Source organism: Brasilonema octagenarum UFV-OR1 (assembly GCF_963888615.1).
GTDB lineage: Bacteria > Cyanobacteriota > Cyanobacteriia > Cyanobacteriales > Nostocaceae > Brasilonema > Brasilonema sennae.
The window spans coordinates 1-605 of sequence record NZ_CAWPKW010000120.1; the positions used below are offsets into that span (position 1 = coordinate 1).

A 605-nucleotide genomic window follows, 5' to 3' on the forward strand; every position below is an offset into this window, starting at 1 on the left:
CCCGTACTTTCTTAATCAAAGCGTAGCCATCTTCATCCGGCATCCTGATGTCACTGATTAACACATCGGGGCATGTTCGCCCTTTGGGCGGCTCCCCGAGTGAGCATCGCTCCAGCACCTCCAGCGCCTCAGTAACTGTTGCAACTGCTGTCACCGAAATTCCATGTTGCTCCAGCACTGCCGTGATAAACTCGCGGGCATCGGCTTCATCATCCACAAAGAGCACCTGCAAGCCATCGAGCGAACGAGGGATCTCTACAGCTGCTGCCAGAGGCAGCAGCTCAGCTACTGATTGGATGTGTTGTAAATTCGCCGCCTTGTATTTAGTAATATCACGCACGCCTATCCGTAGAGAAACCAGGGTTCTAGAAGAGTCACGCACAGGTGCCACCAAGAGTGAAGCGTCAAAAGGTTGACTTATAGGCGGACACATACGTATTTCCCACTCTTGCACAGAAGAATATAGAGAGGAAAACTCGTTTAATTTGTTACGAAAGATCCGACGTTCTGCCTCACAGACAAAATTGGCTAATGGTTTGCCAATGAGGATGTTGGGCAAGACGTTGAATAATGCGCCAGCAGCGCGGTTAGCTAAGAGAATCACT

The 605-nt window shown here is 50.1% G+C and carries 1 protein-coding gene and 1 pseudogene; both read right to left on the reverse strand.

Annotation, left to right across the window (positions count from 1 at the left end):
- The coding region (locus AC5590_RS08885; protein WP_348982801.1) for a response regulator at window positions 1–340 on the reverse strand (340 nt) is incomplete at its 3' end.
- 42 nt (window positions 341–382) lie between these two features.
- Window positions 383–604 (reverse strand): annotated as a pseudogene (locus AC5590_RS08890) (PAS domain-containing protein); the annotation flags it as partial.
- Between the last annotated feature and the right edge of the window lies 1 nt (window position 605).